Below are 23,708 nucleotides of genomic sequence, written 5' to 3'. Positions count from 1 at the left end.
GACTTTAACATAAAACACAAGATTAGGGTACAATTTTACAGCTTTTTGAGGAATTCCCTTTACCTTTTGGACTTACCTTTACCTCTGTGAGTGGGATATATATACACATACCGTTTTGTAAACAAGCCTGTCACTACTGTGATTTTCATTTTGTAACTAGTACTAAATACAAGACTAGAATGATTCAGGCATTATGTGATGAATTACGTTTTCGCGCTAAGCGGCCTAATATCGAATCTAATATTTCAAATACTGATATCAATAATTCCTCAGTTTATCTTGATGACAATGCCGTTGTAGAAACTATTTATTTTGGTGGTGGAACACCTAGTGTTTTACAAACTGAAGAAATAAACAAGATTATTGATACCGTCTATCAAAATTTTAATGTGAGTTCTAATCCTGAAATCACACTCGAGGCAAATCCTGATGATCTTGATGATTCAACCATTAAACAATTAGAGAAATCACTTGTAAATAGGTTAAGTATAGGTGTTCAAAGTTTTCATGAAAAAGATCTCAAGCTCATGAATCGGGCACACAATGCACAACAGGCAGAAGAGTGTATTTTAAAAGCGCAGCAATATTTTGAAAATTTATCCATCGATTTAATATATGGTATTCCAGGTTTAACTAATGAAGAATGGCGCGATAATATCTATAAAGCGATCGAACTCAAAATACCTCATGTTTCCAGTTATGCACTAACGGTAGAGGACAATACAGCCATAAAATCATTTATCGAGAAAGGCTTAATCCCGCAAGTCGATGATGAAAAGGCCCATGAGCATTTTAATATCCTGATTGATGCCATGCAGCTACATGGTTATAAAAATTACGAGTTTTCTAATTTTGGAAAGCCAGGCTTTTTTTCAAGAAATAATACTGCTTATTGGACAGGTAAACCTTATCTGGGAATAGGTCCTAGCGCTCATAGTTTTGATGGTGAAAAACGTGGATGGAACATCAATAACAACCTAAAATTTATGAAGGCTATTGAAAACGGTAATTCACCAATGGAAATTGAAAAGCTTACCAAAGTAGACAGATACAATGAGTACATAATGACAGGATTGCGAACCATTTATGGTGTGTCTTTAGAGAAAATTGAAACTGAATATGGTCTTGAGTTTAAGACATACCTTCTTAAACAAGCTCAAGAATACCTTAAGGATCATTTACTCTATTTAGATGGTGATACCTTGCTGGTAACTCGCAAAGGAAAGTTTTTAAGCGATGGAATTGCTAGCGAATTGTTTATGCTTAATTTAGGAGATTATAAAGAATAACTATGAAGGTCAGGTTGTTAATAGTAATCTTATTGATCGTAAGTTGTAAAAAGTCACCATCAATTGCAGATATCTCTACACTCGATGAAATTTCATATGAAGAAATGTTACAACAAGCAAGTAGTAATACTCTTATCGTTAGGGATGATGTTGTTTACATAGATGAAAATAACAATGTGCTTTCCAATGAAGAAAAGGAAAGTCGCAATGAAGATTTAATGTATGCAAAATGGCTAGTCAATGAACAAAATGAGCTGGTCATGGTACAGTTACAATCCAGAGAAAATGCTCTTAAGTGGTTGAGTGACCGACCAGTTATTAAAGATAATTCTCAGATTGATTGTAACAAATTGGATATGTTATTAGAGCGTATTTATCGAAGAGATCAAGAAAATAGAAGTTCGCAAGCGATTTTACCAAAAGTTGATTCACTCAATCTTGTAGCCATAGAAGCGGTGATAGATAAATGCGGTATGCCTACCATAGAGAATTCGGGAGAAATGGGGCCTAGCGCTGTTTGGTTAGTAATACAACACGCTAGCGCCGATAAGCGCAAAAAATACTTTCCCATGTTGTTAGAAGCTTCAAAAAAAGGTGATTTAGATAGGCAAGACATCGCTCTTATGCAGGACCGCATGCTTATGGATGCTGGCAAACCACAACTTTATGGATCCCAAGTTACCATTGATGAAAGTGGTGAATACGTGCTTTACGATTTAAGAGACCCTGAAACTGTGGACCAACGCCGTGCAGTCATGAATTTAATGCCTTTAAAGGAATATCTTAATTTCTTTGAAATAGAATTCAATGTGCCTCAAAAATGAGAATAGCTCTGTTATTACTTTTAATTTTATCATTGATTGCATGCAATCAAAACAATACAACTATGACCGCTACCATTCATATAGAATCCAAAAATTATAAGATAGACCTAGACAAACCCATTGATATAAGTATTCCTGTACAACATCAATCTGGTGTAGGTGCCTGGTATATCGATCAACCTACTATTAAGCATGTTGAGGTTGATGGTTACGTAGGAAAAGTAGAATTGGGCGGCAGTACAAATTTTAATGATGTTTCGTTTAATCCTCACTCTCATGTAACTCATACTGAATGTGTAGGACATATTACAAAGCAAGTTTACAGCGTGAATCAAGCATTAAATAGAACCTTTTTTAAAGCACAGGTCATTAGTGTTCAACCAGAAGAGTTTGAGGATGATTTGGTAATTAACTTAGAAAAGTTTAGCCATATTGCTGACGATGTAGAGGCAATTGTGATAAGAACTCTTCCTAATTCAGGTGATAAAAAGACCAAGAACTATTCTCATACCAATCCACCTTATTTACTGGAAGAAGTAGCAGTACGCTTTCGCGAAAGCGGAATAAAACACCTGCTTATTGATTTGCCTAGCGTAGATAAAGAAAAGGACAAAGGAGCATTACTAGCCCACAAGGCTTTCTTTAATTATCAAGGCGACTACCGAATGGATGCTACGATTACAGAATTTATTTATGTACCCGATGAGGTGAGTGATGGAAATTATTTATTGGATTTACAAATAGCACCTATAGAGAATGACGCAGCTCCTTCTAGGCCTGTTTTGTATAAGATAAAATCTTAAGTTTGTGGTATGGAGTACTTATTTATAGGGCTGGCAGCAGGAGCAGTAATATCTTTTTTTATTTTCAAATTCTTAGTTAAGGGCAACCATTCAAAAAATAATACTAAGGAACAAAGCGTGGTGCTCATGGAAAAAATACGTACGGTATGTAAATTCATTACTGTTGAAGGAGATTTTGCCGAGATATATCACTACGAAAATGTAAAGGAAAAACTCATGACCCTATTACTAGGTAAAAAGAAGGCTATTGTCCTTGTAAATGCCAAAGCACATATAGGCTATGATTTAACTAAAATCAAAATGCATAGTGATCCTAAAAGTAAAACGATTACTCTTACTAATTTTCCACAGCCACAAGTAATGAGTATCGAAACAGATCTTAATTACTATGACAAAAAAGAAGGTTGGGCAAACTATTTTTCTAGTTCTGATCTTACTGAAATTTCAAGAAACGCAAAGCAACATATCATTGACAAAATACCAGAAAGTGGCCTTTTAGAGCAAGCTCAACAAGAAGCCTTACAAGCGATTCAAATGATGGAAACCCTTGCACAAACTATCGGTTGGACCTTAGATTACAATGCACTTTTACTCGAGGAACCTGAAAAACAGGTTAAGATTTTAAATAAATAAGGTTATTGAACCTGGCTCGACACAACAATAATGACTGTAAGAACGATAAGTGCACAAACTACCGCAAAAAATATTTTCCAAAAAGAGTAGGGCCTGGAGCCATGTATTTTACCAGTTTGCCCATTTACATAGAAGTGATATTGTTTACTGTTGTAATAATAACTACTTATGTATACAGGTAATAATATGTGTTTAAAGGTTTCATCATCTAAAGACATGTTGACACTACTTATTTTTTGAGTATCTCCACCTATATCACGACGTATCCAATTTCTACAAATCTCCTCAGCACGCTTGTTAGATACAATGTGTCCTTCCTTTAAAGAAATGGTGTATTTCTCTGTCACATAACCAGCTAGAAAGCGCGAGTCAAAATTAGTAAGCTGTTTTAAATCCCACCTAGCAACTTGCTCGGGAATTTGGGACTGCTGTTTTTTAGTGGCCTTAACTAAAGTGTCATCGATAAATCCAGAGACATTACCAGCAGCAGGACTCCAGTCTGTTCTTCTTTCTCTAACCTGTCTTTTGTTTTCGCCACTACCTACTGTTTTTGTTACATAATAGTAATCACCTCGCATTCCAGTATAACCTGCTTGTAATTGCGCATCAAATGTCCAATAAGGTAAGTAAAGACCTTTGGTGTTTTCAGGACTTAATGAAGCCTTTTTTAAGTTATTAGGAGCCCACCAAAGTTTATTAACCCAGTTTTTAAATATTAAATGAGCTTTACCTTGATTAATTTGAAACGGAATAAGAGCGCCTGGTTGTATCCATTCCTCACGATATAGCTCATCAATTTGCAACGGCGATGCACAGTAAACACATTGCAAAGTTTTGTAGGATTCTTCAACATGCTGGGTAGCACCACAACTTTTACAATCCAACAAACTCAATTCTGTGGAATGCGATTGTGATCCTAACTGTTCTAGAAAAGGGAGTAATTCTATTTCTTGAAAAGGTTGCTCCTTATGTTCAATTTGTTCTTTATGACCACAATAATCACAAGTTATTAGGTCTGTACCTGGTTCATAAGTAAGTTCTGCGCCACAATTGACGCAGGACTTTTTACGTTTTGAAACGCTTTTTATCGACTCGCTCACGAGCTATTTTTTAAGAATTAGGTAATGGCGGTGGTGTAGTTCCTCCTAAAAAGACTTTTAATTCATCAATATCCTTAAGAGCTTTCCAACCGTCTAATCCTGCGCGCCATATTAAGGTTTCTTTGTTCACGGTTCTTCCTGCAAATAAAGCTCTTAATTGTTCAAAAGGCACAGGTCCGGCTTGTGCGCCGTTGAGTGCATAAAAATATTGAACAGCCTGCGGTAATGGTGGTGGCGCCACAGGCGCTGATTGAGTTTGAGGTGCGGCTGCTGTTCCAGCTGTTGGATTCATCATGCCGCCCATTTGTTGGGCTAGAACAAATCCCATTCCCATTCCCATTCCGGCACCAGCAGTTCCTCCTTCATTTGCTGCTGCCGCTTCGATTGCCTTGGCCGTTTTGAATTTTGTAAGCTTGTCTAGGTCTAACTTATCAATACGACTGTACTCAAAAATCTCTTTTTTAAGATCTTCTGGCATCGATACATTTTCAATGTAAAAACGCTCTAGTGAAATACCTACGCCCAAAAATTCAGGTTGCATTACTTCCTTGCAGGTTTCAGAAAGTTCTGATGTGTTTGCAGCGTATAGTTCAATAGGTAAATTAGCTTCTCCTACTGTGTCAGTAAAACGTGTGGCGATCAGACTTTTTAAGTGTTCATTAATCTCAAAGTTGGTAAAGTTGTTATCAGTCCCTACAATGTCAATGATAAACTTACCTGGATCATTAATTTTAAATGCATAAGTACCAAAGGCTCTTATTTCAACTAATCCAAATCTATCGTCGCTTAAGGTAATTGGGTTTTTAGTTCCCCATTTTTCATCAGTGAATAAGTGCGTGTTTACAAAGTAAACTTCTGCTTTAAATGGCGAATTAAAACCATACCTCCATCCTTTTAAAGTTGAAAGGATAGGTAGGTTTTGAGTAGTCAGATCGTACGTTCCTGGTGTAAATACATCTGCAAGTTGTCCTTCATTTACAAAAACCGCAGCTTGTCCTTCACGTACGATTAGTTTGGCGCCGTTTTTTATTTCGTTTTGATAGCGTTCAAAACGGTGTGCAATAGTATCGTCGGTATAATCTAGCCACTCAACAATGTCAATAAATTCGTGGCTTAATTTCTCTTTTATTTTATCAAAAATACTCATGGTGGTAGCTTTTTATTATAGCGTAGTGAAGTTAGTAAAATTTACGCTTTCGCGAAAGCATAAACTATAACAACCTTTTAGGGGAATTAAATGTGATGAATCCACAAATTATCCTAACTACAAATATTAAGAACTACCATACAAATAAGATGAGTAAAAGCCTTATTTTCGTGTCATTAACCACCAACCATGAAAAAACTTATTCTACTCTTCTCTTGTCTTTTTATAGGATTCTTATCAACTGCCCAGACTCCTGATGATTTTGTGTTTACTGTTGATATGAACTCTAATTTTTTATATTCCTTAAATATTACTGGAACTGGTTCTGTAAATGTTGATTGGGGAGATGGTACTAGTGACACCTATACTGACCCTTCGAATTTGAACATAGCTCATGTTTATTCCTCCTCAACGATTTACACGATTATTGTAAGCAACTCTATAGAATCTTTCAAATTCAATAATGATATCCCCTTAGAAATAACTCAATGGGGAACTTCACAATGGCAAACTATGAACAGTGCATTCCAAGATTGCGAAAATTTGATTATATCAGCTACAGACTTACCTAATTTATCGCAAGTGAATGACATGACAAATATGTTTTCTGGTACAAGTAATTTTAATTCTGACATTTCTGGTTGGGATGTTTCAAATGTTACTAACATGAATTCTATGTTTATGAATGCCTTTAACTTTAATTCTGATTTATCTAATTGGAATGTTTCTAATGTTACAGATATGTCCTTTATGTTCGATGGAGCATCTAGTTTCAATTCTAATATATCTATGTGGAATGTAGGAAATGTTACTACCATGTCAAATATGTTTAATATGGCAGGGTTATTTAACTCTGACATATCAAATTGGGATGTGTCAAATGTTACAGATATGTCTGAAATGTTCAACGCGGGTGCGTCTGTAAATCCCATATCAAATTTCAATTCAGACATATCAAATTGGAACGTATCGAATGTTACCAACATGTCCAATATGTTCAGAAGTGCTGTATCTTTTAATTCTAGCCTCTCTAATTGGGATGTTTCAAGCGTAAATGATATGTCATCTATGTTTAGCAGGGCAAGTATTTTTAATGCTGACCTTTCCAATTGGAATGTTTCTAATGTGGTAGACATGTCTGGGATGTTTCAAGGTGCAGAATTGTTTAATTCTGATATATCAAATTGGGATGTTTCAAGCGTAAATGATATGTCATCTATGTTTAGCAGGGCAAGTATTTTTAATGCTGATCTTTCCAATTGGAATGTCTCTAATGTAACAAATATGGTTGCAATGTTTTCTCAGGCATCAAATTTTAATTCAAATATTTCGAATTGGAATGTTTCAAATGTGGTAGATATGTCAGGGATGTTCTTCGGTACTGATTTTTTTAATCAAGATTTATCTGGTTGGGATGTTTCAAACGTTATCGATATGAACGCAATGTTTTCAGATTCTATTAGATTCAATTCCGATATTTCATCATGGAATGTTTCCAATGTGACAGATATGAATAGTATGTTTGAAAACGCAAGCAGCTTTAATCAACCTTTAAACAATTGGGATGTTTCTAATGTCACTGATATGAATAGTATGTTTTTAAATGCGATTAGTTTTAATCAACCACTAGGCAGTTGGGATATTTCCAATGTTAATGAAATGTTAGCAATGTTTTCTGGAGCATCTAGTTTTAATCAAGATTTATCTTTTTGGAATTTTACTGGTTCGGGCTTCTTTTACTTAGGCGCAGCTTTCAATAATTCTGGTTTAAGTGTTGAAAATTATGATCGCCTTCTTAGTAGACTCGTGAACTTAAATTTAATGAACACAAATTTAGGTGCACAAGGACTTGAATATTGTGATAGTTTTTCCCGAAACATACTTTTGCAACGAGGTTTTACCATCACAAATGATACCTTATCTAGTAATTGCGCGGATAATGTTTTATTTGGAAAAATTACTTTCGATTTTGACAACAATGGCTGTGATCCAAATGATCTAATTGCATCAAATACAGGTTTAAGTATTTCTAATGGAAATGCTATTCTCTATTTATATACTGATGCTACTGGTAATTATTCAATTACATTACCAGATGACACCTACACTGTAACTCCAATAATCGATACAAATCTATACACCGCAACACCAGCAAACGCAACATTCACAGCAGCTAATCAAAACACAACCACTCAAGACTTTTGTCTTACCGCAACTACACCTACAAATGATTTAGAAATCACCATCCTACCACTAGAAGAAGCAAGACCTGGTTTTGATACAGATTATAAATTAGTTTATAAAAATAAAGGGAATACACGATTGTCAGGGAATATTGCTTTTACTTATGACGATGATTTTATGGATTTCGTAAGTGCAAATCCTGCGGTAGCTACAAGTAGTGTTGGCAATTTGAACTGGAGTTTTTCAAATCTTGATCCATTTGAAACTAGAGAGATTGATTTTACAATCAATATGAATACACCAACTGATCCTAGCTTCCCATTAAACAGTAATGACATTCTAAACTTCACCGCATCCATAACGCCTAGTGCAAATGATGCTACTCCTTTGGACAATGTGTTTGATCTAGATCAAACGGTTGTCAACTCTTATGATCCTAATGACAAAACTTGTTTACAAGGTGAAACGATAGAACCTAGTAGGGTAGGTGAGTTTGTACACTATCGCATACGCTTTGAAAATGAAGGTACTGCTAGTGCTATTAATGTGCGCATAGTAGATTATATAGATACTGCTGTATTTGATATCAGTACGTTTACACCGCTAAGTGGTAGTCACGATTATGTCGCTCAAATCACAGAAGGCAATAAGGTGGAGTTTATTTTTGATAACATCAACTTGCCTAACACAGCACCAGCTAGTCAAGGTTATGTCTTGTTCAAAATTAAAACTGTGAGCAGCTTAGCTTTAGGTGATACCATTTCAAACCAAGCTGGTATTTATTTTGACTTCAATTTCCCGATTATTACCAACCTAGAAACAACTACAGTCGCAATGCCATTGAGCAATAGCGACGTTACCACAATGACAATGAGTTTGTATCCTAATCCTGCTCATGACTCGGTTACCATGACTAGTAACGTTCAATTTGATTCCTATACTATTTATGACCTACGTGGTGTGTTAATTAGCTCATATACAATGCATCAATCTGATTACCAAGATCAGATCGATGTAAGTTCTCTAGCATCAGGAATGTACATGATTCAAGTTAACAGTGAACACGGCAGTGTAACGCAAAGATTAATTGTAAATTAATCACGTGAATGCGTTTCTAAAATCCTAAAGATTAGGTATTTGGATTTAGACTGGAAGTCTATTTCAGGAACGGTATTTATAATCTTTTGTATTTCGCAAAGGAATAAAAGGGTCCTGAACATAGGTTTTTACTTTGAATTACTTCACTAATTGAAGTCGATTCAATTGAACAAGCAAGGAATCGATAAACTCGCGTTGTTCGAGCTGTGATTTGTTGGCAATTTTAATCGTGTATACCTCGTTAAAGCTTGTTTGGTCAGTAAGGGAGCTGTCTATAATAACATTAAGGTTATCTACTAATCTAGACATAGGCCAGTCCTTCATCACTAACGAATCGCCGGTTAGTTTTAAAGAGGCTTTACCATATAAACCTAGGCCATTTCCACCTTCAATATATCCTTCTAAACTTGGAGTTTTAACTTCTACACGTTTAAAGTCAGTGGAGCAGGAAGTTAAACCAATAAAAAAGAGGAATAAGAGTAAGAAGTTTTTTAAGTTCATGAGGCAATAGCTTTGGGTAAATATAGTTATTAAACGTTATTTAATCAGGTGCTAGTATAGGGAGCTTTTTTGATTATCCTATATTTGTACTAGAAGAATAAAATGGCAAAAAGAAAAAAGAAAAAAGGGAACGAATTCTCTAGAAAAAAGAGTAGATGGACCAGTCACTATCGTATGGTAGTGCTCAATGATGACACCTTTGAAGAACGTTTTTCTTTAAAGCTGAATAGGTTAAACGTTTTCTTTATCACTGCCATAAGTGCATTATTGCTTATTGTTTTAACCACTTTACTCATCGCTTTTACGCCTTTAAGAGAGTATATTCCAGGTTATTCTAATGCCAAAACTAAAAGTACGGCAGTTCAATTGACAAAGGAAACCGATTCATTAAGACAAGTGCTGGCGACGAAAGACGAACAATATAACCGAATAAAAAAAATTCTTCTAGGTGACTTAACTTTTGAAGAATATGAAAGTACCACTGCAGAAGATTCTACCACAACAATACAAGCCGTACCAGATTTGTCACCTAGTGAGCAAGAAAACGAATTGCGCGATGAGGTTGCAAAAGTTGACCGATACAACATATTAAACGATGCGAGTGTGCGTACTGAATTTGTTCTGTTTACACCTGTGTCAGGATCATTAACAGGATCATTTAATCCAGAAGAAGATCACTATGCTGTCGATATCGCAGCGTCTGTAGGAACTCCTATAAAAGCTGCCGCAGATGGAACTGTAATTTTTTCTGGGTGGACAGTGGAAACTGGTTATACGGTGATTATAGAACATGCATTTGGTTTAATCACGGTATATAAACATGCTGGTGAACTTCTCAAACAACAAAATGATCGAGTAGAATCAGGTGAAGTTATCGCTAGCATAGGTAACACTGGTGAACTTACTACTGGACCTCATTTACACTTTGAAATATGGAGCGATGGTTACCCATTAGATCCAAGTAACTTTATTAGCTTTAAATAATGTCGTTAAAGTCCTTTGCAGCACGCATATTTGCTAAGTTTATCGATCATAAAACTCGCAAGTGGAGTGAAAATCCAATTGAAACTCAGAACAAAGTTTTCAAGTATTTAATGGAAACTGCTTCTTCGACTGATTTTGGAAACGATCATAATTTTAAAACCATAAAAACACATCAAGAATTTACAAAACAAGTGCCTGTACGTGATTACGAGGATTTAAGGCCTTATGTGGATAGAGTGGTTGATGGAGAAAGCGATGTTTTATGGCCAGGTAAACCTCTTTATTATGCCAAAACATCTGGAACAACCAGTGGAGCCAAATATATTCCTATCACCAAAGAGAGCATGCCTGAACATATAAAAGCAGCACGCAATGCTATTTTGAGCTACATAAATGAGACCGGTAATAGTCATTTTGTGGATGGAAAAATGATATTCCTACAAGGAAGTCCAGAAATGGAGGATAAAAATGGTGTTCAACTAGGTCGATTGAGCGGTATTGTAGCGCACTATGTACCTGGATATCTTCAACGCAATAGAATGCCTTCTTGGGAAACGAATTGTATCGAGGATTGGGAAACCAAAGTCGAGGCTATTATCGATGAAACTTTACCTGAAGACATGAGTGTGATTTCAGGAATTCCCAGTTGGGTACAAATGTATTTTGAACGAATCGTACAGCGCACGGGAAAGCCTGTAGGTGAAGTATTTCCTAACTTCAATTTGTTTATTTACGGTGGTGTAAATTTTGAACCTTATAAGGCTAGATTTGAACAACTTATAGGTAGACAGGTGGATAGTATTGAGCTTTTTCCTGCCAGTGAAGGCTTTTTTGCATATCAAGATACTAGAAATGAAAAAGGTATGCTATTGCTGCTAGATGCTGGTATCTTTTATGAGTTTATTCCTGCAGATCAGTTTTATGATAAAAATCCTCCTAGACTTACCATTGCAGATGTGGAAGTAGGTGTGAATTATGTTATGATTATTTCTACTACTGCTGGATTATGGGCTTATAACATTGGTGATACAATTGCGTTTACTTCAGTTCAACCTTACAGAGTAGTTGTTACAGGTAGAATAAAACATTACATAAGTGCCAGTGGTGAGCACGTAATAGGAAAAGAGGTTGAACAGGCAATGAAAGAAGCTTGTGATGTTCAACAGGTTATAATCAACGAATTTACTGTCGCACCTCAGTTAAACCCAAATGATGGTGAATTACCATACCACGAATGGTTCATAGAATTCGATCAAAACATGTCTTTTGACAAGAAAAAATTTAGTGCTGATTTAGATCAAGCGTTACGTAATCAAAATAGTTATTACGACGATCTCATAGTAGGTAAGGTTTTACAACCATTAAAAATAACAACCGTTCCTAAGGATGGTTTTAAATCCTACATGAAAACTATTGGTAAATTAGGTGGGCAAAACAAATTACCGCGATTGTCTAATGATAGAAAAATTGCAAGCTTTTTGGAAAGTTTAAGTTAACCTACATCATTCCTTCTAAAATTAAAACGAACTCTCCTTTGGTTTTTTTAGATTGAAAATGTGAAATTGCTTCTTGTACTGTTCCTCTAAAATGCTCCTCAAACATTTTAGAAATTTCTCTTGAAACACTTATTCTACGATCAGGTCCCATGTGTTCCATAAAGTCATTTAATGTTTTCCCTAGCTTGTGTGGTGATTCATAGAATATAATGCTGCGCGTTTCTTCTTTTAAAAACAACAACCTTTTTTGTCGCCCTTTTTTAACGGGAAGAAAACCTTCAAATACAAATTTGTCACTAGGTAATCCAGATACAGTTAGGGCTGGCACAAAAGCTGTTGCTCCTGGTAATGCTTGAACTTCTATATTTGATTCAATAGCCTTGCGAGTAAGCAGGTATCCTGGGTCGCTTATTCCTGGAGAACCAGCATCGGTTATTAAAGCCATACTAGTCCCTGCGGCAATTCTTTCTATTATAGAATCACTTATTTTATGTTCATTATGCATGTGATAAGACTGCATAGGAGTATTTATGCTGTAATGCTGTAGTAATTTTCCACTAGTACGAGTATCCTCTGCTAGAATCAAGTCAACTTCATTTAGCACATTAATAGCTCTAAATGTGATGTCTTCTAGGTTCCCTATAGGTGTAGGTACAAGATACAATTTCATAATGTGTTACTTAAGAAATTCAAAGATAGTTATATACTTCTCATGCTAATAAATACGATGAGCTTCTTCTATCTTTGCATTATGACAAAAGATGAGCTACTAAAAAAGAGATGGAAAACAACGGAGAGTTTTTTTCAGGAGCGTTTCGGTGATGGAGAAGAGCTAGATCTAGATGCTATTCTATTTGTTATCGGCGTTCAAGAGTTAGGTCAATTACATCGAAAATTTAAAAAAGATGAGAAATTACAGCTCATGCATATAGCTATATGTAGATTGCTTGAACCATATGGGTATTATGAATTTTCTCATTTTGATGAGGATAAATGGCCGCATTATCTTCTAAAAGAAAAATTACCACCTTTAAAGGCTGGTGAGCAATCTTTACTTATGAAGGAAGCAATTGTGAATTATATGCTAGAAACTGGGGTAATAGACTAATACAGTAACCTTATTAATTTTTTATTTAAAAGGATAAATTGTTTAGGTATCTAATTGTTTTTCGCACTTATCTATATCCATTTCAAAAACAAAATCTTAACGAACTTTTTGCAAGGAAAAGACCAGTATTTCTACTTAATGCAACGTAAAGTCTAATTTACTTAATTAAGATTCAATCCAAATAAGAGTTTTTAACTCGGCTTGCAATTATAACGATTGAATTCTATCAATTGAGAGGTTATCTTTGCGTGAAATTAAAAATTTATACATGAGCGCATTAGTAAAATCATCACTAGCAAGAAAATGGGTGATGGCATTATCAGGGCTATTTTTAGTAGTGTTTTTAACGCAGCATTTTGTTATTAATATCACGTCGGTAATTGCACCAGATACTTTTAACGAATGGTCACATTTTATGGGTTATAATCCATTAGTGCAATATGCTTTGCAACCAGTTTTAATTGCTGGTATTATCATTCACTTTGTTATGGGTATTGTGTTAGAAATTCAAAATAATAAAGCAAGACCAATAAAATATAAAAGCAGCCCAGGAAATGCTAATGCAAGCTGGGTTTCTCGTAATATGATCATCACAGGGCTTGTTGTTCTAGCATTTATGGGATTACATATGTATGACTTTTGGGTTCATGAAATGGCTTATAAATATGTTGAGGTGAATCCTGAAGACCCAACAAGATATTATGAAGAAACTGTAGAAAAATTTGCTCCTATCTGGAGAGTAGTTCTATATGTTATTGCTTTTGTACTCCTAGCAATGCATTTATGGCACGGTTTCAATAGCTCTTTCCAATCCATGGGAGCAAAGAGTGTAAATAAAGGAGAAGGCTTAAAGAAATTTACTAAGGTTTGGAGTATTCTAATACCAGCAGGATTTATCTTTATAGCATTGTTTCACCATCTAAATCATACAAACTAATTATGTCTGTATTAGATTCAAAAGTACCATCAGGACCACTTGCAGATAAGTGGACGAAACACAAGAATACTATCAATCTGGTAAACCCAGCAAACAAGCGTTTAATTGACGTAATTGTTGTAGGGACAGGTCTAGCAGGTGGTAGCGCAGCGGCTACTCTTGCAGAGCTAGGTTATAATGTAAAAACATTTTGTTATAACGACTCGCCACGTCGTGCGCACTCTATTGCTGCACAAGGTGGTATCAATGCTGCCAAGAACTATCAAGGAGATGGAGATTCAAATTTCCGATTATTCTACGATACCATTAAAGGTGGAGATTACAGATCTCGTGAGGCAAATGTTCACCGATTAGCAGAAGTTTCTGGAAATATTATTGACCAGTGCGTTGCTCAAGGTGTTCCTTTTGCTCGTGAATATGGAGGATTGTTGGACAATAGATCTTTTGGTGGTGTTTTAGTTTCTAGAACATTCTATGCTGCAGGACAAACAGGACAACAATTACTATTAGGAGCTTACTCTGCTCTTAACAGACAAATTAATAGAGGTAAAGTACAGCCATTCAACCGTCACGAGATGTTAGATCTTGTGGTAGTAGATGGAAAAGCAAGAGGAATTATTGCTCGTAACTTAGTTACAGGTGAGATAGAAAGACATGGAGCTCATGCAGTAGTAATAGCCTCAGGAGGATATGGTAATGTATTCTTCCTTTCTACAAATGCGATGGGTAGTAATGTTATGGCTGCTTGGAGAACGCACCGTCGTGGAGCTTTCTTTGCAAATCCATGTTTTACACAAATTCACCCTACTTGTATACCAGTGAGTGGTGAACACCAGTCTAAATTAACTCTAATGTCTGAATCGTTGCGTAACGATGGGCGAATTTGGGTTCCTAAGGATCTTGAAGATGCAAAAGCGATTAGAGAAGGTAGGTTAAGAGGTGTTGATTTACCAGAGGAGAAAAGAGATTACTATCTAGAAAGAAGATATCCAGCATTCGGTAACCTTGTACCGCGTGATGTTGCGTCTCGTGCAGCAAAAGAGCGATGCGATGCAGGATATGGTGTAAATAAAACAGGTAATGCTGTTTATCTAGATTTTGCAGCTTCATTCTTACGATATGGTAAGATAGAAGCCTTAACTAGTGGTAAGAAAAACGCAACCGAAGAGGAAATGATTGCTTTAGGTAAAAAAGTAATCGAGAAAAAGTACGGTAACTTATTTGATATGTATCGTAATATTACCGATGACAACCCTTATGAGGTTCCTATGAAAATATTCCCAGCGGTACACTATACAATGGGTGGATTGTGGGTAGATTATAATTTACAAACAACAGTGCCAGGTTGTTTTGCAGCAGGTGAGGCAAATTTCTCTGACCATGGTGCAAACAGATTAGGAGCAAGTGCCTTGATGCAAGGACTGGCCGATGGTTACTTTGTGTTACCATACACAATAGGTGATTACCTGTCAAATGAAATTCGTACAGGTGAAATTTCTACGGATACGCCAGAATTTGACGAGGCAGAAAAGGATGTGCGCAATCGTATTTCTAAACTTATGAATGGTTCAGGTAAACATTCAGTAGATTATTACCACAAGAAGCTAGGTCTTATTATGTGGAATAAATGCGGTATGTCTAGAAATGAGAAAGAACTTAAGGAAGCGATGGATGAAATCGCTGAGTTAAGAGCAGATTTCTGGCAAAACGTACGTGTTCCTGGTAGTGCCGACACTAAAAACCAGGAGCTTGAAAAAGCTGGTCGTGTAGCTGATTTCCTAGAATTAGGAGAGCTGTTTGCTAAAGATGCTCTAGACCGTAATGAAAGTTGTGGTGGTCACTTCCGTGAGGAGTATCAAACAGAAGAAGGTGAGGCATTGCGTGACGATGAAAACTACACCTATGTAAGTGCTTGGGAATACAATGAAAACCCACGTGAGGCAAAACTTCACAAGGAGAATCTTGTTTTTGAAAATGTAGAATTGAAAACGAGATCTTATAAATAATTGAATTTTAAATGTTGCGCTTTCGCGAAAGCGTAATCTATAAAATATAGAAAGTATGAAACTTACTTTAAAAATCTGGAGACAAGAAAACACAAATGCCAAGGGTAAAATGGTTACCTACCAGTTAGATGGTGTAGATGGTGATATGTCGTTTCTTGAAATGATGGATATCCTTAACGAGGATCTTAATAACAAAGGTGAAGAGCCAGTAGAATTTGATCATGACTGCCGTGAAGGTATTTGTGGTGCATGTTCAATGGTGATAAACGGTCAACCGCACGGTCCTCAAAAATTGACAACAACGTGTCAATTACACATGAGAAAGTTCAAAGATGGTGATACCATTACTATTGAGCCGTGGAGAGCAGCAGCCTTTCCGGTAATTAAGGATTTAATGGTAGATCGTTCAGCTTTTGATAGAATACAGCAAGCTGGTGGATACATATCCGTTAACACATCTGGTAACACGCAAGATGCAAACGCTATTCCAGTTGAGAAAGAAAATGCCGATGAGGCGTTCTATAGTGCAACTTGTATAGGTTGTGGAGCTTGTGTAGCAGCTTGTAAAAATGCAAGTGCGATGTTATTTACAAGTGCTAAGATTTCTCAATATGCATTATTACCACAAGGTCAGGTAGAAGCAACTACCCGTGTTGAAAATATGGTACGTCAAATGGATCTTGAAGGATTTGGTAACTGTACCAATACAGGTGCATGTATGGTAGAATGTCCAAAGGGTATTAAATTAGAAAATATCGCACGTATGAATCGTGAGTATCTTAAGGCTGAAACTATAGGATAACACACAATTTAAATAGAACTTAAACCTCTCTTGCTTATTTTTAACAAGAGAGGTTTTTTTATTTACTTATTTATGATCAATTCCAAATTACCACATGTTTCTACGACCATATTTACCGTGATGAGTGATCTGGCACGAGAGCATGGTGCAATTAATCTATCACAAGGATTTCCTAGCTTTTCAACAGATGATCACTTAAAATCATTAATCAAAAATGCGATTACTAATGACCACAATCAATATGCACCCATGCAGGGTTTGTTGTCAATTAGAGTTTCCTTAAGTAATTTGATTCACAATTGCTATGGAGCTATCTATCGACCAGATGATGAAATTTGTATTACTGCAGGAGCTACCCAGGCTATATTTACAGCGATACAAGCGATAGTTCATCCTGGAGATGAAGTCATCTACTTTACACCAGCCTATGATTGCTATGAACCAGCCATTCAATTAGCTGGTGGTATACCTGTACCTATAAGCATGGATGTGCAAAACTTTACCATAGATTGGGATCTAGTGAAGCAAAAAATCTCGAATAAAACGGTGGCTATTATAATAAATACACCACATAATCCTAGTGGAACCGTTATGAGTAAGGAAGATATGCTTTGCTTGCAAAAACTGGTGGTAGACCATGGATTAATTTGTATAAGTGATGAGGTTTACGAGCATATAGTTTTTGACGATAATAAACACATGAGTGCCGCAAGTTTTGAAGGTCTAAAAGAGCGTAGTTTTATAATTGGTAGTTTTGGAAAAACCTATCACATAACAGGTTGGAAAACCGGTTATTGTGTCGCGAGTAAAGTTCTAATGAAAGAATTTTTAAAGGTTCATCAATACCTAGTGTTTTGTGTAAATCATCCCATTCAAGTTGCCCTTGCTGAGTATTTGAAAACACCAAAACATTATTTAGAGTTAGGAATTTTTTATCAACGTAAACGAGATTTATTTTTAAGTTTACTTAAAGATAGTGTATTTAAATTCACGCCTGCTCAAGGATCGTATTTTCAATTATTGGATTATTCATCATTAACTAATGAGCATGACGTAAGTTTTGCAAAAAGATTAACGATTGAAAATAAAATTGCCTCAATTCCTATTTCGGTATTCATGAGTAATTATAATACGAAGAAACTTAGATTTTGTTTTGCTAAAAAGGATGATGAGCTCATACAAGCAGCAAATATCTTAAAAGCACTTTAGTAAAATTTGGCTAGATTTATGTAGTCGTTTGTAAAAAGATTAAAAATGAAATGGATGGTTTTAATGATTGCATTAACACTTGTTAATTGTAAATCAAAAGAAGGAGTAGCAACTATGAATGCAAAAAACAATGAAAATACAATATCTGTGCAGCAATGGAGTGGTGGCGCGCCAGGTTCTGGATCAGGATATTTAATTGAATTTGAAAAGGCATTCTTTGATGAAAAACCTAGTAAAGTATATTTCAAAGGTTCTTGGACTGATAAGGTAACCATCCATCCAGATAAACCTAACTGGTATAGGGTGAGACTCAATAATCAAAAAGGAGACGTGGTGATGCATTCAGATTCTTCAAAAGAGGTTGTAAATGAAATACCTTTCCCTAAAAACGCCGTGCGTAAAGTAGATGACGGTGATGTGGCTGTTCTAGTTGGTGATTTATGGATTATTGTAAACAATGTTCCTGTCAAAGAGCCGCTTTTTTATCCCAGCGCACCACCTAGACAGCAGTAAAAGTTTATATTTAAGTACGCTTTCGCGAAAGCGTATTCACACTCACTTTAGAAGAATATTTTATCGCATTATTCTTGGAAAATATTGTGCGACAATCTGTTAATTCCTTTGCTCAAGGACGACTTCATAAGTATCTTTGCAAACCTTTTAAATTGAGGATTTGAGTCAAACAGAAACGGTTATAAAATCTCCAAGCGCTATTCAAAACTTTGTTGAAATAACAAAGCCAAGGCTATCTGTGGTTGTTGTTTTTTCTTCTATTGCAGGTTATTTTCTTGCTGTTGAAAGCGCAGATTTTCTAGAGCTATTTTATTTATGTGCAGGTGGATATTTTCTTGTAGGTAGTTCAAATGTTTTTAATCAAATTATTGAGCGCGATCGTGATGCTCTCATGAAGCGTACTCAAAACAGACCGCTTCCTACGGGTAGAATAAGCGTGCCTGTTGCCTGGACTTATGGAATAGCCATGGCTCTTACAGGTGTGTTTTTACTTTATCTTATTAATATACCGACGGCATTTTTTGGTGCTCTAAGTATTGTATTATATGCAGCTATTTATACTCCTTTAAAAACAATTACACCCTTGTGTGTTTTTGTAGGAGCTTTTCCAGGAGCTATTCCTTATATGCTGGGTTGGGTAGCTGCTAGTGGTGATTTTGGTATAGAGCCAGGAACTCTTTTTATGCTGCAGTTTTTCTGGCAATTCCCTCATTTTTGGGCGATAGGTTGGATGTTAGAAGACGACTATAAAGCTGGTGGTTTTAAAATGTTACCTACAGGTGCTGCCGATAAAGGAACGGCATTACAAGTTGTGTTATACACCATATGGACAGTTTTAATTTCTATAATTCCAGTGTTTAACATCACGGGAGAATTGTACATCACTTGGTACAGTGCAATATTGGTAGGAATATTAGGATTGTGGTTTTTATATTATGCCATCAAATTATTTAAAGAACAAAGTAAAACAGTAGCACGTAAATTAATGTTGGTTAGTGTGAGTTACATTACCCTTATCCAGATAATTTATGTTGCCGATAAATTTTTACGTTAATGACTGATTATACAGAAGTACCTCATGAGGTGAAGTTAGCAAGAAGCAAAAAGCAAATGATGTATTTTGCGATTGCCAGTATGGTGATGATGTTTGCAGGTCTTACCTCAGGTTATTTAGTAAGTAGGCCTAGAAAAGATTGGGTTGAAATAGAATTGCCACAAGAATTTTACTACAGTACAGGAATTATAATTTTAAGTTCGATTGCATTGTGGCTTGCAAAGCGCAGTATTAAAGCTGGAAATAATAAGGGTGCTGTTATATTAACGGTTACTACTTTTGTCTTGGGATCTGTTTTTGTCTACATGCAATTCGCAGGTTTTGAAACTTTATATAACCTAAAGCATTACTTTACCGGTCGTGGTAGTAGTGTGTCAGCTAGCTTTATTTATATCATTGTTTTTGCGCACTTGGTCCATATTGTCGCGGGATTAATAAGCTTAATGGTGATAACATTTAATGCAATTAAAGGTAAGTATAGCTCTCAAAATTATTTAGGATTTGAGCTAGGTGCTATATTCTGGCACTTTGTAGATATTTTGTGGGTATTATTACTTGTGTTTTTCTTACTAGCATAAAAGAATTTTTAGACTTATTTTTGCGACTTATTGAATATCTAATAACTAACTATGGAAACAGCAGTAGCTACTACTGGAACTGAAGGACAAAAATGGGGCGGCGGTGATGCAAAACCGTTAAACGCTAGCTATGGTAAGATGATGATGTGGTTTTTCATCTTGTCCGATGCATTAACCTTCTCAGGATTTCTTGCCGCATACGGTTTTTCAAGATTTAAATTTATTGAAGAATGGCCTATCGCCGATGAAGTGTTTAACCACTTCCCATTTTTACATGGTGTTGATGCACCTATGTTTTATGTGGCGTTGATGACCTTTATCCTTATTGGTTCTTCTGTTACAATGGTGCTAGCCGTTGATGCTGGTCACCACATGGACAAAAAGAAAGTTTCCCTTTACATGTTGCTTACTATAATTGGAGGTTTCATTTTCGTTGGTTCGCAAGCTTGGGAATGGGCAAACTTCATCAATGGTGAGTATGGAGCTGTTCAAACAAACGGTGGTAAAATTTTACAGTTTGTTAAGGTTGATGATCATAAAAAACGTGTAGGTCTTGATGAATTTGTTACTGTTGGACCTAGAGATGCAGAGTTTTTAGGTAATAGTGAAGGAATATGGTATGAGTCATCTGGATATCAAGGAACTTATACTATTGAAGAAGTGAAAAATGCTTTTAAAGCTAATCCAGATATTACCATAAGAACACAACAACTTATTGAAAACCCAGAAACTGGTGCTTCAGAGAAGTTAGTTCTTTCTAGAGAAGAAGCGTTAATTAAACTAGAAAAGGATGGTAAGGCTGTAGTTGAAGGTGCAAACCTTACGGTAAACGAGTACGGAGCTCCTCTATTTGCAGACTTCTTTTTCTTTATCACTGGATTCCACGGTTTTCACGTATTTAGTGGTGTGATGATCAATCTAGTGATTTTCTTCAATGTTCTTTTAGGAACATATGAAAGAAGAAAAAGCTATGAAATGGTTGAAAAAGTTGGTCTTTACTGGCACTTTGTAGACCTTGTTTGGGTTTTCGTATTTACATTCTTCTACTTAGTTTAATAATAGATAAAGATTTTTAAAATGGCAGAACACGCACATAAATTAGAGATATTTAGAGGTTTAGTTAAGTTTAAATCAAACACTCAAAAGATTTGGGGTGTACTTATCTTCTTATCTATCGTAACTATTATTGAAGTTGCTCTAGGTTATATAAAGCCAGATATTTTAAACGGTAAATTCCTTGCCCTTAAATGGCTTAACTGGATATTTATCATACTTACTCTTGTAAAAGCTTATTATATTACTTGGGATTTCATGCACATGCGTGACGAGGTAAGTGGTTTGAGAAGAGCAGTAGTTTGGACAGGAGTTTTCTTAATAATCTACTTAATAGCTATACTTCTTGTAGAAGGTGATTACATATATGAGGTTTATAAGAATGCAGCCGTAAGTTTTGACTTCTAATGCTTACTAATAACAAACAAACTAGGACGGTATTTACCGTCCTTTTTTATACCTGATTATGGAAAAGTTACCACCGGCAAAAGGAATTAATCAAACAAATAAGGCAAAAAGTAATTTTGTACTCATAGTACTCTTTGCATTGCCTCTAATTGCATATTTGTTTTTTTTGAATGGAGAGCACAAGTTTAAAACTTTGCCAGTGGTTAAAGAATCTATCGGATCTATTGAAAATTTCAAAAGATTGGAGGATAATGCCACATTACAATTAAAGGATAGTCTTACAATAATTACATTTCTCGGTAAAAATCCTTATCAACGTATTGGTTATATTTCAAACATCAATGAAAAGGTGTACCGCAAATTTCATGAATTTGAAAATTTTCAAATGATAAGTATCATTGATACTAGTGGAACAGGTGATATGAAAGATGTTTACTATCAATTAAAAACGAATACCGATTTAACCGATTGGCATTTTTTAACTGGTAATGACCAAAGCATCCAAGATTTTTTTAATTCTTTAGGAACAGATTTGGAATTAAACTCTGATCTATCGTCTGACTACGCTTTTATGGTTGATAAAAAGGCACGCTTGCGCGGTAGGCCTGGTAATGATGAAGAGGATGAAGTTATTGGTTATGATACTAGCTCACTTGCAGCCATAAACAAAACAATGGTTGATGATATTCGTGTATTTATGGCCGAATATCGAATGGCTTTTAAGAAGAATCGCTCAGAAAAGATAAAGAAAGATGAGTAAGAAAAAGGACACGCCCTATTACATTGGCTTGGCAATTATAATTGTCATTTTCGGCTATTTTGCGGTTAAGAATGTCGTGCATTATATCAATAAAGATAAAGTTGTAGATAGTAATCGTACAGAAGATCGCGCTCCCGTGGCCGATAAATTTCTGTATAAGCATGGAAAAATTCCTGACTTTAAATTTGTCAATCAACGTGGTGATACGATAACTAATGAAACCTTATTGGGTCAGGTATATATCGTTGATTTTTTCTTTACAAGTTGTGGTCTTATTTGTCCACCGATGAGTAAGAATATGGCAACCGTTCATGATGAATTGAAGGAATACAAAAATTTCAAAGCAATTTCTATAACCATTGACCCAATTACAGATACTCCAGAAGTGATGAAGGAGTATGCAGCAAGGTATACCGATGATACGCGTAACTGGTGGTTCTTACATGGAGAAATTGACGATGTTTTTGAACTAGCCGAAAAAGGTTTTAGTTCATACATTAAAAAAAGTGATGATCCAGCAATTCGATTTGAACACAGTGGTAACTTTGCTTTGGTAGATAAAGAAGGTTTCTTAAGGTCTCGCAAGGATGAATACGGTAATTGGATTATGGTATATCGCGGTGTTGAGGAATTTGATGCGCCGCCACAAATAGATGAAATAGTTGAGGATGCAGTTACACTTTTAAACGATTAATTATGTTAGAAAAAAGAGGTCCAGCTATTATTATAGCCATTTCAATATTAGTTCCATTGGTAGTGGTGGTTCTTATGTTTTTGCCAGAGCGTTTCAACTTTTTAGGAGTTGAAGCGGGCATGTTTCCTTTACTTCATGCATGTATAAACGGTATGACTGCTTTATTGCTAGTAACGGGTTTATTATTAATAAAAAATGGTGATCGACAAAAGCACCGCAAGGTTATGACCACCGCTTTTGTATTGAGCGCCATTTTTCTTGTGAGCTATGTAATATCAAAAATTAGCAACGATCCAACTCCATATCCCGAGGATGCTCCCTTTAGAGCAATTTATTTATTCATTTTGATATCACACATAGTTTTATCTGGTATTATACTGCCGTTAGTACTATACACTATGTATTTTGCTTGGAATAAAAAATACGAGAAACACCGTCGTATAGCAAGATGGACGTTCCCTATTTGGTTATACGTTGCAATAACAGGTGTTTTGGTGTATGTTTTCATGGCTCCTTACTACTAATCG

Annotated in this window: 24 protein-coding genes; 20 read left to right on the top strand and 4 right to left on the bottom strand. The window is 35.7% G+C overall.

Features of this window, described 5'->3' with window-relative positions:
- Positions 1-86 precede the first annotated feature (86 nt).
- From hemW to HCN53_RS08665, 4 genes are read left to right on the top strand one after another with little or no spacing between them, the layout of a single operon-like run.
- Complete coding sequence (hemW, locus tag HCN53_RS08680; RefSeq protein WP_167342699.1) at positions 87-1,289, top strand: radical SAM family heme chaperone HemW; 1,203 nt, start codon at positions 87-89, stop codon at positions 1,287-1,289.
- Positions 1,290-1,291: 2 nt separating this feature from the next.
- Positions 1,292-2,113 (top strand): DUF6624 domain-containing protein, encoded by an 822-nt coding sequence (locus tag HCN53_RS08675; protein ID WP_240919337.1) that lies wholly within the window; start codon positions 1,292-1,294, stop codon positions 2,111-2,113.
- Positions 2,110-2,916 carry a cyclase family protein gene (locus HCN53_RS08670; protein WP_317168758.1) on the top strand — a complete coding sequence of 269 codons (807 nt, stop codon included), beginning with the start codon at positions 2,110-2,112 and terminating at the stop codon, positions 2,914-2,916. Before HCN53_RS08675 ends, HCN53_RS08670 begins: the two co-directional genes overlap by 4 nt.
- 9 nt (positions 2,917-2,925) lie before the next feature.
- Complete coding sequence (locus HCN53_RS08665; protein WP_167342698.1) at positions 2,926-3,549, top strand: DUF4230 domain-containing protein; 624 nt, start codon at positions 2,926-2,928, stop codon at positions 3,547-3,549.
- 2 nt (positions 3,550-3,551) lie between these two features.
- Here HCN53_RS08665 and HCN53_RS08660 read toward each other — a convergent pair whose 3' ends face one another.
- Both HCN53_RS08660 and HCN53_RS08655 read right to left on the bottom strand, forming a co-directional pair.
- Positions 3,552-4,649, bottom strand: coding sequence for a DNA helicase PriA (locus HCN53_RS08660; protein ID WP_167342697.1), 1,098 nt, complete (start codon positions 4,647-4,649; stop codon positions 3,552-3,554).
- A 10-nt stretch (positions 4,650-4,659) separates the two neighbouring features.
- A complete protein-coding gene (locus tag HCN53_RS08655; protein WP_167342696.1) occupies positions 4,660-5,796 on the bottom strand; it encodes an SPFH domain-containing protein in 1,137 nt (378 codons plus the stop codon).
- 189 nt (positions 5,797-5,985) lie between these two features.
- Between HCN53_RS08655 and HCN53_RS08650 the strand changes: the two genes are divergently transcribed.
- Entirely contained in the window at positions 5,986-9,078 is a 3,093-nt protein-coding gene (locus tag HCN53_RS08650) for a BspA family leucine-rich repeat surface protein (protein ID WP_167342695.1), read from the top strand.
- A 138-nt stretch (positions 9,079-9,216) separates the two neighbouring features.
- Here HCN53_RS08650 and HCN53_RS08645 read toward each other — a convergent pair whose 3' ends face one another.
- On the bottom strand, positions 9,217-9,579 hold the full coding sequence (locus HCN53_RS08645; protein ID WP_167342694.1) for a hypothetical protein: 363 nt from the start codon (positions 9,577-9,579) through the stop codon (positions 9,217-9,219).
- Between the two features lie 102 nt (positions 9,580-9,681).
- Here HCN53_RS08645 and HCN53_RS08640 point away from each other — a divergent pair, with 102 nt between their 5' ends.
- Both HCN53_RS08640 and HCN53_RS08635 read left to right on the top strand, forming a co-directional pair.
- Complete coding sequence (locus tag HCN53_RS08640; RefSeq protein ID WP_167342693.1) at positions 9,682-10,563, top strand: M23 family metallopeptidase; 882 nt, start codon at positions 9,682-9,684, stop codon at positions 10,561-10,563.
- Positions 10,563-12,059 carry a GH3 auxin-responsive promoter family protein gene (locus tag HCN53_RS08635; RefSeq protein ID WP_167342692.1) on the top strand — a complete coding sequence of 499 codons (1,497 nt, stop codon included), beginning with the start codon at positions 10,563-10,565 and terminating at the stop codon, positions 12,057-12,059. The genes HCN53_RS08640 and HCN53_RS08635 overlap by 1 nt, the downstream gene beginning before the upstream one ends.
- Position 12,060: 1 nt before the next feature.
- On the opposite strand, the gene rsmI is transcribed toward HCN53_RS08635, so the two are convergent.
- Entirely contained in the window at positions 12,061-12,729 is a 669-nt protein-coding gene (gene rsmI, locus HCN53_RS08630) for a 16S rRNA (cytidine(1402)-2'-O)-methyltransferase (RefSeq protein ID WP_105017933.1), read from the bottom strand.
- 81 nt (positions 12,730-12,810) lie between these two features.
- Here rsmI and HCN53_RS08625 point away from each other — a divergent pair, with 81 nt between their 5' ends.
- The 13 genes from HCN53_RS08625 to HCN53_RS08565 all read left to right on the top strand — a co-directional run bounded on the left by HCN53_RS08625 (position 12,811) and on the right by HCN53_RS08565 (position 23,705).
- On the top strand, positions 12,811-13,167 hold the full coding sequence (locus HCN53_RS08625; RefSeq protein ID WP_042277000.1) for a hypothetical protein: 357 nt from the start codon (positions 12,811-12,813) through the stop codon (positions 13,165-13,167).
- A 268-nt stretch (positions 13,168-13,435) separates the two neighbouring features.
- Positions 13,436-14,104 (top strand): succinate dehydrogenase cytochrome b subunit, encoded by a 669-nt coding sequence (locus tag HCN53_RS08620; protein WP_105017934.1) that lies wholly within the window; start codon positions 13,436-13,438, stop codon positions 14,102-14,104.
- A gap of 2 nt (positions 14,105-14,106) precedes the next feature.
- Positions 14,107-16,110 carry a fumarate reductase/succinate dehydrogenase flavoprotein subunit gene (locus HCN53_RS08615; protein WP_060523588.1) on the top strand — a complete coding sequence of 668 codons (2,004 nt, stop codon included), beginning with the start codon at positions 14,107-14,109 and terminating at the stop codon, positions 16,108-16,110.
- Between the two features lie 55 nt (positions 16,111-16,165).
- Complete coding sequence (locus HCN53_RS08610) at positions 16,166-16,912, top strand: succinate dehydrogenase/fumarate reductase iron-sulfur subunit (protein WP_105017935.1); 747 nt, start codon at positions 16,166-16,168, stop codon at positions 16,910-16,912.
- A gap of 72 nt (positions 16,913-16,984) precedes the next feature.
- Positions 16,985-18,121, top strand: a complete 1,137-nt coding sequence (locus tag HCN53_RS08605) for a methionine aminotransferase (protein WP_167342691.1) — start codon at positions 16,985-16,987, stop codon at positions 18,119-18,121.
- A 45-nt stretch (positions 18,122-18,166) separates the two neighbouring features.
- Positions 18,167-18,634, top strand: a complete 468-nt coding sequence (locus HCN53_RS08600; protein WP_167342690.1) for a hypothetical protein — start codon at positions 18,167-18,169, stop codon at positions 18,632-18,634.
- Positions 18,635-18,794: 160 nt separating this feature from the next.
- Positions 18,795-19,688, top strand: coding sequence for a heme o synthase (gene cyoE, locus HCN53_RS08595; RefSeq protein ID WP_085775373.1), 894 nt, complete (start codon positions 18,795-18,797; stop codon positions 19,686-19,688).
- Positions 19,688-20,266, top strand: a complete 579-nt coding sequence (locus tag HCN53_RS08590; protein ID WP_240919336.1) for a heme-copper oxidase subunit III — start codon at positions 19,688-19,690, stop codon at positions 20,264-20,266. The genes cyoE and HCN53_RS08590 overlap by 1 nt, the downstream gene beginning before the upstream one ends.
- A 51-nt stretch (positions 20,267-20,317) precedes the next feature.
- On the top strand, positions 20,318-21,322 hold the full coding sequence (locus tag HCN53_RS08585; RefSeq protein ID WP_085775372.1) for a cytochrome c oxidase subunit 3: 1,005 nt from the start codon (positions 20,318-20,320) through the stop codon (positions 21,320-21,322).
- A 21-nt stretch (positions 21,323-21,343) separates the two neighbouring features.
- Positions 21,344-21,727 (top strand): cytochrome C oxidase subunit IV family protein, encoded by a 384-nt coding sequence (locus HCN53_RS08580; RefSeq protein WP_042277024.1) that lies wholly within the window; start codon positions 21,344-21,346, stop codon positions 21,725-21,727.
- A 58-nt stretch (positions 21,728-21,785) separates the two neighbouring features.
- Positions 21,786-22,487, top strand: a complete 702-nt coding sequence (locus HCN53_RS08575; RefSeq protein WP_060523592.1) for a hypothetical protein — start codon at positions 21,786-21,788, stop codon at positions 22,485-22,487.
- Complete coding sequence (locus HCN53_RS08570) at positions 22,480-23,181, top strand: SCO family protein (RefSeq protein WP_105017940.1); 702 nt, start codon at positions 22,480-22,482, stop codon at positions 23,179-23,181. The genes HCN53_RS08575 and HCN53_RS08570 overlap by 8 nt, the downstream gene beginning before the upstream one ends.
- Positions 23,182-23,183: 2 nt before the next feature.
- Positions 23,184-23,705: a DUF420 domain-containing protein gene (locus tag HCN53_RS08565; protein ID WP_042277033.1), complete on the top strand. Its 522-nt coding sequence runs from the start codon at positions 23,184-23,186 to the stop codon at positions 23,703-23,705.
- Positions 23,706-23,708: the final 3 nt, after the last annotated feature.

This window comes from Nonlabens sp. SY33080, assembly GCF_011784885.1.
GTDB lineage: Bacteria > Bacteroidota > Bacteroidia > Flavobacteriales > Flavobacteriaceae > Nonlabens > Nonlabens tegetincola.
The sequence above is the reverse complement of the archived record's forward strand: the minus strand, read 5'-3'. Positions and strand labels throughout refer to the sequence as shown.